Raw genomic sequence first — 8775 nt, 5'->3', positions numbered from 1 at the left:
CAAATGCTTTTAGCAATATTCTCTCTTAATTCCAATTCAGTCATTAGTTAATTAGTTTTTCTCTGTAGTATCTAGATTGTTGTTTAAGTAAAAGAATTTCTTTAGGCAAGCCTTTAGAAATATTTTCTGTTAACTCCCTAAATCTATCTAATCAATTGGCTATTTTTTCTTGCTTTTCGAGAGAGGGCAGGGGGACTTGGAGTTTTTTGATTTGTGTAAGTGTCAAAATTGATATTGGTCCTAGAGTTTTTGTTTTTATGATTTTTTGTTGTTTTACAGCCAAGGAGTAAAAAAGATACTTCTGATCGACAAAGCTTTTATTAGTAGTAATTTTGTAAATATTTTCTGAAAAAAATAAAAAATAAGAAAGATCATTAAAAGCCAATTTTCCTGCCGATCCAACTCTGCCAATCATAATATCTCCCGGTTTAACGGTGAAATCATTGAAATTATTAATATAGCGTGGTTTTATATAGCCCAATTTTTTGATATTTATTCCAAAATTGTTTAAATCTCCTATTTTTATGAAAGGGCACAAATTGTTATCAACGTTTTCTTTGAAAATATCTTTTTCTGAAATAGATAACCCAGTTTTAATATTGCACACGTTACCTAGTTCTATCATTTGCCCCCCCCGCATTAGGCGGTTCAGATAGTACCTATACTGAGTTTTGTGCCGTTCTAGTTGCCGTTCTAGTTGCCGTTCTAGGGACGAGAAGGTCTCGAGCCATTTTGCAATTTTTTCTTGTTGCTTGAGAGGCGGGAGAGGGATCTTTAATTTTTTTAGCCTTGTAAGTTCTAGAGCAGGTATAGGCCCTACAGTTTTCAATGTGGCTAATGTTTTTTGTTTCATTAATAAGAAATAAAAAAGATATTTTTGATTTACTACTTCTAAATTTGGTTTGAATTTATAGATATGTTGAGAAAAATACAATTTTCTGCCTGTGTTGTTTAAGACAACTCTTCCAATGGTTGCGTCTTTTGCTATCAAAATTTCCTCTGGATAAACAACAAAATTTTTAATTTTTTTAAAAGAAACTGGATCAATTCAAGTCAAGTCATCAATGTTTATTCCTGTTTCTTGCATGTTCCCTATTTTGATTAACGGTTGTAGGTATCCATTCAAATTTTCCTTAAATTGATCTTTCAGCGAAACAGGTAAACCTACTTGAAACTCACATATTTCTCCTAACTCAACCCATTTAGTCTTTTTTTCCATTAATCTAGAAAATTATGGAATTTAAGCAATTAGTTTTTATCTGTGATTTTCCTATTAATGTATTAATAAATAAGATTTTTGAGGAAAAACCTAATTCTATTCACAATAACTTATTTGTGTAATAAATTTTCTGATTAATTACTAAAAACCAAAATTATAAAATAAAATGCCTAGTAACTTTAATCAGAGGTACTTATGCCTGCTATTACTTGAAAAGGCGGGACTGTTTTAATTTCAACAATAATTGGTTCAATTATCGGAATTAAAAAACTAGTTACTGGAGAGAGTATCATCCCCCCCCGCTCGGACGAACAATATCTTGTTTCTGATAATCTAACCGAACAATATCCGATATTACAAAAAGGGACAAGTAGTTCAATTGATCCAACATCTTCATACATAGAGTTTCCACAAAGTACGGTAACAGATTCACAAGTAACTAAATTACAAGCAGAAAAAAACTATTCATCCTGAGATTTCGCTAACTATACAGAAGAACAAAAAGAAAAAAATAGAAAAGAAGCTGAAAGAATTTACAAAATACTAGACGATTACACCTTCAAAATATTTATGCCTTGCGGATGAGGTACAGGCTGAATCCTAGACTATCAGATACCTAAGGGAAATAGTAAATACCCAACAAAATGGTACATTGCAACTAATTCACATGTAGTTTGAAGGCTTAGTTTCTCAGAAAATACCTACAAACAACAATTACCTAAATGAGATGAATGGACAAGACACTTAAGAGAAAAAGGAAGACAAGCGCATAGATATAACGAGGTAAAAAACTATCAAGGTCCAGTTAGAGATACTTGTTGAGCGGTAGATACAGTAGGTCATATAGACTTAAATCTTTCACATCATTCCACCGGAGAGAATAATCGTTCAGATGTGGGAGGAGTTGCTCTTGGTGAAATGAAAGAACCTAAATTGTTCTTCTCTGCTTTTAATTTCTTAGATAAAAAAACTTATGGAGATCATTTCTCTGATTTTTCAGTAATGGAAATTGAATTTAATAGCGAAGAAATTGCACAGAGAGTAACAAGAAATTTTGCAACTAAATATGAAAACAATCTACAAGATGCTATTAATTTGTTTGGTAAGCCAATAGAAAGTAAGTATCAATCAAAAGAAGAATTATGAAAAGCTAAAGATAACTACTACATTCTTTCTTACCCTAAAGTTCCAGGAAAAGATAAATGAGAACAAACCATTAACTGAGATAAAAATAATGCCATTGCATCTCATTTAGTGGCTCATGGTTTTGAAATGAATGAACGAAACAAAAATAAGTACAAAGGATTTGTTCAAGCAAGAAAACATTGAGAAGATTGGAGAAAAGGATTCAAGTGACAGGGAGATGTTTATCACAAATTTGGACATTACTATCAACTGCTAGGTAATGCAGTAGGACCCGGATCATCCGGAGGTGTGTTTGTTGATGGGAATGGGGTAGCGGTTGCAGTAACTGGTCAAACTTCTCAAAACCCTTATGGCACTGGAGGTATGTTTTCCTGAGCAGAACCACTTAGAAGCGATGGAGTAAAGGATGAAGAATTAGGAATAAATACTCCTAAATATGACCTGATTTTGGGAGCAGAAGGACAAAATAACTCTTACAAGCAACAAGTTGAAAAATGAATTCTTTCAAATGGCGGAGAGACTTGATTAAGTAGAAGAGGTAAATGAGTAGCTCCAAAGAAAAACTAATTTTTCTCTAAATCTAAAAAGATACTTTTATATCTCAACAACAAATTTGAGAAAATTAAGGAAAGGATAGTTTATGTCTTCTAATAGCTTAAAAGCATGAGTTTTTGGAATTTCTTCCTTAACTGGTTCTGCTTTCGGACTTAAAGAATTAATAACTAAAAACAATCCATTGCCCCCCCCCACAAATAGACATACAAGTTCCTTCCATTGGTTTAGCTAGTCAAGAACAAACAATAAAAACTTCAAACCCTATAGATATAAGATTCCTTCAAAACACATTACAAATACAACAAGAAAATGAATCACAATTTACAGACAATGATGAACTCATATATTCAAGGAGAAAAGAGGATGTAAGAAAAGAAGCTAAAGAGTCTCTAAATAGACTAAAAGACTATACATTTAAACTTTTCTTTCCGTGCGGAATTGGAACTGGATGGATATTAGACTATCAACTTCCCGATAAAGAAGGAGAATATCCTACAACCTGATACATAGGAACAAATGCTCATGTAGTTAACTCCTTTAGATTTGCTGAAAATCCATATGAACAAAAACTCCCTTATTACGCCGGTGAAACAAACAGGCTTCGATGAATAAATAAAGATAGAGATTATTCCAAGGTTGAGTTATGAACCGCTGAAAGTTGCGATGCAGTAAGAAAGTATGGCTATCTAGAATTAGGTCTTTCAAAGCCAGAAACTGGAGAGAAATTTAAACAAGAATATGGTTTGATTCACTCCCGAAAAATGAAGGAACCTAGATTATTCTATATGCCTTATAACTTCCTAAAAAGAAACTCCTATCAAGGAATACCCGAGTATCATTACAGAGACTTTGCGGTATTAGAGATTGAATTTAACGATCAACAGACTGCCAAAGAATTAACTAATAATTTTGCTGAGAAATATAAGGTAGATAGTACGAATGCAATAAATATATTCAGTAAACCGCTTGATTCTAGATATTCTTTAGATAAATTAAGTGATGTAGATAACAACTTTTATAGTGTTGCTTATCCACATACTCTAAAAAACAAATATATACCTGCAGTTAGCTTTGATGAAAAAACAGCTGAAGCATCTAATTTAACTAAGGAAATGTATTACCTAACTGGAGAAAGAATTAGAGGATATGTAGATGCGAAGAAATTAGAAGACAAATTTCCTTCTCTAAAGACTAAATGAGATGGAAAAGACTTAAGTGAAATAGGACATCTTTATTGAATAAATAAATTTGCAATGGAAGGGGGAAGTTCTGGAAGTCTATATACAGATGGTGATGGAAATGTATTGGGAGTTAAAAGATTAGCTGAATGAGTAGATTCAAAACATTCTGGCATTGTTCCTCTTAGAAGTAATGAAATAAGAAAGGATGGTGTACTCTTTTCTCCAAAATATGACTTAATTCTTGGTTCCGAAAATCAATACTCTTCTTATAAACAACAGGTAGAAAGATACATAACTAAATATGGAAAGAGAACTTGATTAAGTGCAAGAAACTGAGAACATAAAACAAAAAGCTCTTTATCAGCTATAAAATAAGGTTCTTAGAACAGATAATAATTAGGTAGGAATTATGGCTACTATTACCTGAAAGGGCGGAACTGTTTTAATTTCAACAATAATTGGATCTATTGTTGGACTTAAAAAGTTAGTAACTGGAGAGAGAATCATTGCCCCCCCCGAGTCAGGAATAACTACACTTTCCCATTCGGATAATCTTTCAGATACTTTTCAAGTAGCACAAGAGGCATACAAAGATACTTATCAGGACTTACCTGAAACCCAAGAAATAAAACATTTTGCCGTAACAGAACCTTATAGTTCTCCAACTTACACAGTAGCTTCAGAGGGAGAAAGATTCACAGATGATGAGTCCCAAATGGATCCAAACAAGACATTCTATTATTGAGGCCATAAATATACTCCTGAAATACAGAAAAAGAATAGAGAAGAAGCAAAGAGAATATATGAAATACTAAATGATTATTCATTCAAAATCTGGATGCCTTGTGGTTGAGGGACAGGTTGAATACTAGACTATCAAATACCTAAAGATGGTACATATCCTACAAAGTGATATATTGCAACAAACGCACACGTAATTCAGAGACTGGCTTTTTCAACTAATCCTTATAAACAGTCTTTGCCTGTCTGAGATGAATTTACTCGGCATCTTAGAGAGAAATATCCAGCAAGATATGAAAGTTGAAAGAATTATCAAGGCCCAGTAAGAGATACTTGCTGGGCAACACATAAAGCAGGTCACATTGACTTAAACCTATCACAACAAGATAATGTGGCAGACAGAAAAGTTGAACAAGGAGGTATCTCCCTTGGAGAGATGGAAGAGCCTAAGTTATTCTTTGCTGCATTTGATTTCATGGATAAAGAGATTGGCGGAAAAAATCACTTTGTTGACTTTGCAGTTCTAGAAGTTAATTTCAAGAATGAAGAAGTTGCAAAAAAAGTAACTAATAACTTTGCAAATAAAGAAAGATATAAAAATGGATCTAAAGATGTTATTAATGTATTTAGTCCGCCTATAGAGAAGAAATATGAAACAAAGGGTGAGGAAGAGCTTTGAAGAGCTTTTCAAAGAGAAAACAAAAACTACTACACCTTGGGTTATAGTAAGGGTGCAAAAGATCAATGAACTTATACAACAAATTGAGATGAGAAAAAAACTTTAGCTTCTACTATAGGGGGATTCACTAAAGCTGACAATATTCGAATAGATGAATTTAAATGACAAGGGGTTGCATATAGAATGTTTGGACATCTTTATCGCTTAGAACATAGTCCAGTAGAATCCGGAGGCTCAGGAAGTCTATATGTTGATGGAGAAAACAATGCTGTTGGAATAGTTGCTATTTCAGGAGGGAACTCTACTTGAGCACAACCTTTCAGAAGTATTGGTACCACGGAAAAAAGAGAAGGAATGAAGACTGATCCATATGACTTAATACTAGGTGTTAAAGGACAAAAGAACTATTACAAAAAACAACTAGAAACTTATGTTCTAAAAAATGGAGTAACTACTTGATTAAGTACAAGAGAAGGATGGAATCAAAATGATCAAGAACTAAAAGGTTAGATTTCAAAAATTATTAGTTATTAAAAAGGTACTTAGAAATAAGTTTTTAAGTGAATAATTTATTAATAAAGAGAGTTAGTCTCAAAAAGTTCTTATATTTAATTGACTAAGAGATTAAAGCTAGGGCTTGGAGGATTAAGCTTTTTGGCAATAAATGGATCAATTCTGCCCGCTATAGAGATTAATTTAGATATCTTTAAGCCGTTGGAAGAAATCTCTCAAGGGGGGGGCAGTCTCTGAATTAATGAAGTAAAGGCGCGGGGGGGGAAAAGAATTTATTGCAAAGTACGTCAGAGAAAAAGAAGTCGCAAATATCAATAACTTTTCGACAATCAAATAAAATATCAGAGGTCAAATTAGATCTAGAAGATAAAAAGTTACAGAAAGATATACCTCAAGAGCTCTTTAATTATGATTTGGAAGACAATATTTCAGAGATTTTTCGGGAGATAGAAAGAGAAGAAAAAGTTACTGGTATAGAGCAAAGTGCAAAACAAGAATTTGACAATCTAGTTAAAAATCTAGGGAAGCATGAGCAACATTTATCTACGTTTAAAAAAGTAAAACAAAATGTAATTAGTAAATGAACAACAGTGAAAAATGCACTCCTAAAACGAACAGATAATAATTCCGTTCCCGCCTTAAAAAAAGAAGAAAAACAAAATTTGAAAACGATGTATCAGGTGTTTATTAAATTACAGGAATCTAAAAAGAATCTTTTTCAAAAATTCAAAGAATTTGATATGCCAATAGCTACAAAGAGTGAGGGGAGAAAGGAAACCCATGACTTACAAAAAACTTCTAAATCTCTTGATTGATTAGGTTGGGAGCGGGATTTCATTATGTTGGAAAAAAATAAAGGTCCTTATGGAGGAGCTTTTTTTAATAATTGAGGTTCATGAGAAAACAATCCTTATGCAAATTTTTACGATACTGAGGATGAATTTAATAGGGACATTCAATTTGTAAATCAAATGATTACTAAAATAGATGGGCAAATTCGTGTCCTTCAAGGTCAAATGAACTGAGATACTCGGCGAACGCAACAACTCCAAAGTAGAATTTCTTTTTTTCAAAATCTAAAAACTACTAATTACCCTCAAAAACATGTAGTGATAAAAATTGCAGAAAAATTACTTCAACATATGGGTCAATTAAATTAATAGGATAATTTTTTAAAGAAAAAGAAATTAAAGCCAACTAACTTAAATTAAAAATTACTGAAAAATATTATTTACAACTTTTCTTCTGAAGATATTTTTGTTTTTAAAGATTTTGTTAATTAAGTTAAATCTAATTTCCTAAGGTTTTTTAATTATCTTTTAGGGGTTACTGGTAATAGATTAAGTAGTACTCCCAAAATAAAATTCTTAATTAATATTTCCGTGACCTTTTGAATAAAAGGGTCAAGTGAGTTATTGGTGGAATAGTTTTCCTTGGATTAGATGGAGCAGTAATACCCAACTTAGAGAGTAGTCTTAATCTTTTAAGGTCTTTAGATTGATTGGGCTCGGGGGGGGCATTCAAGTCTACTCGGGAAATAAAGGTAAATCATAAACAGTTAGGTGTTGATAGAGATTTATTAACTGCTTTTTTCTGAATTAACGCTTGAAGCGAAGACGCTGAAATCTGCAGAACTCAAATTTGAAAGCAAACAATCTCTAGACTTAAAAGATTTGGACTTAGCCAAAGACAAAAACAGTGACTATATCAATTCAATTAAGACCATTTTTAAAGAAATCACTAAGTAGGAGACAGTAGATTTAATTCAGAAAAAACTAACAAAGAATATGACTGCTTAGAGGATAAACATTTGGAAAACAAAAAAGGGGATAAACAAAGATTATTAAGTGACTTTCAAAGGGCGAGAGGGGTTATTGAGCAATGAACTAAATCAGAAACTAATGTTCAATCATTAAGCTGAGAAGAAAGAGAAAGTTTGCTAAAGTTCTATGAATTTCTTTCAGCCATGAATACTCAAAAAAATGGTTTTGCTCAAGAATTAAGTGAGTTCTCTCCCGATACTATAGATATTTCAGAAAATCAAGCATCAAGGAAAGCTCCTTCTGTACAAACTGTCATGAGATCTTTAAGAATTTTGCAATGAAATAAAAACAATACAAGAATGAGCCATGAAATTATTAGAAAAAACAAATGAAAGTAATTGAATCAGAACAATCCTTTTAGTGCTTTCTATGAAGATAAAAAGAAATTTCAAGAAGATTTAGAGAGTGTGAATAGTAAAGAGCAAATAGCTGAACAACAATTAGCTGAGATACGAAGAGAACGGAGATTATGGAGTGGCTGAACTGCCCGACATTCAGAGCACTTTGACTCTCTAGAAAGACAACTTTCTGAAACCAAAGATAATTCCTCAGGATCTATTCAACTCCGTGTAGGTTTTAAATTACTTGAGTGAATGGGACAACTATCTAAATAAAATCCTTAGTATTTCAGGAAATAATCTTGAGGTGAATAAGAGGTGTAAGTTAGCTCTAGGAGGAATAGGTTTTCTTGGCTTAAATGGAGCGGTTCTGCCTAATTTAGAACATAGCCTTAGATCTTTTAGGTTCTTTAGGCAGTTTTAGAGCGCGGGGGGGCATTTAGCGCGAGTAAACAGTTACAACAAGATCAAACAGACATTAAGTTAGATGACGACAAAACATCTAAAGATCAATCACAACTAGATCTATCTAAAGATTCTGTTAAATCCCTCTCAGTTAACTTAGAGACATCTCCTGAAA

The 8775-nt window shown here is 32.6% G+C and carries 8 protein-coding genes; 7 read left to right on the top strand and 1 reads right to left on the bottom strand.

The features are described from left to right. Positions 1 to 43: 43 nt before the first annotated feature. Positions 44 to 1219: a restriction endonuclease subunit S gene (locus tag DNK47_RS03055; RefSeq protein ID WP_112665843.1), complete on the bottom strand. Its 1176-nt coding sequence runs from the start codon at positions 1217 to 1219 to the stop codon at positions 44 to 46. A 195-nt stretch (positions 1220 to 1414) separates the two neighbouring features. On the opposite strand from DNK47_RS03055, the gene DNK47_RS03050 reads away from it, so the two are divergent. The 7 genes from DNK47_RS03050 (at position 1415) to DNK47_RS03015 (ending at position 8471) form a co-directional block, all read left to right on the top strand. Beyond that, positions 1415 to 2932: an MIP family Ig-specific serine endopeptidase gene (locus DNK47_RS03050; protein WP_112665841.1), complete on the top strand. Its 1518-nt coding sequence runs from the start codon at positions 1415 to 1417 to the stop codon at positions 2930 to 2932. A gap of 73 nt (positions 2933 to 3005) precedes the next feature. Next, positions 3006 to 3152, top strand: a complete 147-nt coding sequence (locus DNK47_RS03525) for a hypothetical protein (protein ID WP_181454166.1) — start codon at positions 3006 to 3008, stop codon at positions 3150 to 3152. Next, positions 3097 to 4476 carry an MIP family Ig-specific serine endopeptidase gene (locus tag DNK47_RS03605; protein WP_220084661.1) on the top strand — a complete coding sequence of 460 codons (1380 nt, stop codon included), beginning with the start codon at positions 3097 to 3099 and terminating at the stop codon, positions 4474 to 4476. Before DNK47_RS03525 ends, DNK47_RS03605 begins: the two co-directional genes overlap by 56 nt. 34 nt (positions 4477 to 4510) lie before the next feature. Beyond that, a complete protein-coding gene (locus tag DNK47_RS03040) occupies positions 4511 to 6031 on the top strand; it encodes an MIP family Ig-specific serine endopeptidase (RefSeq protein WP_112665837.1) in 1521 nt (506 codons plus the stop codon). A 278-nt stretch (positions 6032 to 6309) separates the two neighbouring features. After that, positions 6310 to 7194: a hypothetical protein gene (locus DNK47_RS03030; RefSeq protein ID WP_112665833.1), complete on the top strand. Its 885-nt coding sequence runs from the start codon at positions 6310 to 6312 to the stop codon at positions 7192 to 7194. Between the two features lie 650 nt (positions 7195 to 7844). Beyond that, entirely contained in the window at positions 7845 to 8195 is a 351-nt protein-coding gene (locus tag DNK47_RS03020) for a hypothetical protein (protein WP_112665829.1), read from the top strand. Next, positions 8196 to 8471 carry a hypothetical protein gene (locus DNK47_RS03015; protein ID WP_112665827.1) on the top strand — a complete coding sequence of 92 codons (276 nt, stop codon included), beginning with the start codon at positions 8196 to 8198 and terminating at the stop codon, positions 8469 to 8471. The last annotated feature ends 304 nt before the right edge of the window (positions 8472 to 8775 follow it).

This window comes from Mycoplasma wenyonii, assembly GCF_003265155.1.
Classification (GTDB): Bacteria; Bacillota_I; Bacilli_A; order Mycoplasmatales; family Mycoplasmoidaceae; genus Eperythrozoon_A; species Eperythrozoon_A wenyonii_C.
This window is presented reverse-complemented; position numbering and strand designations above follow the sequence as displayed.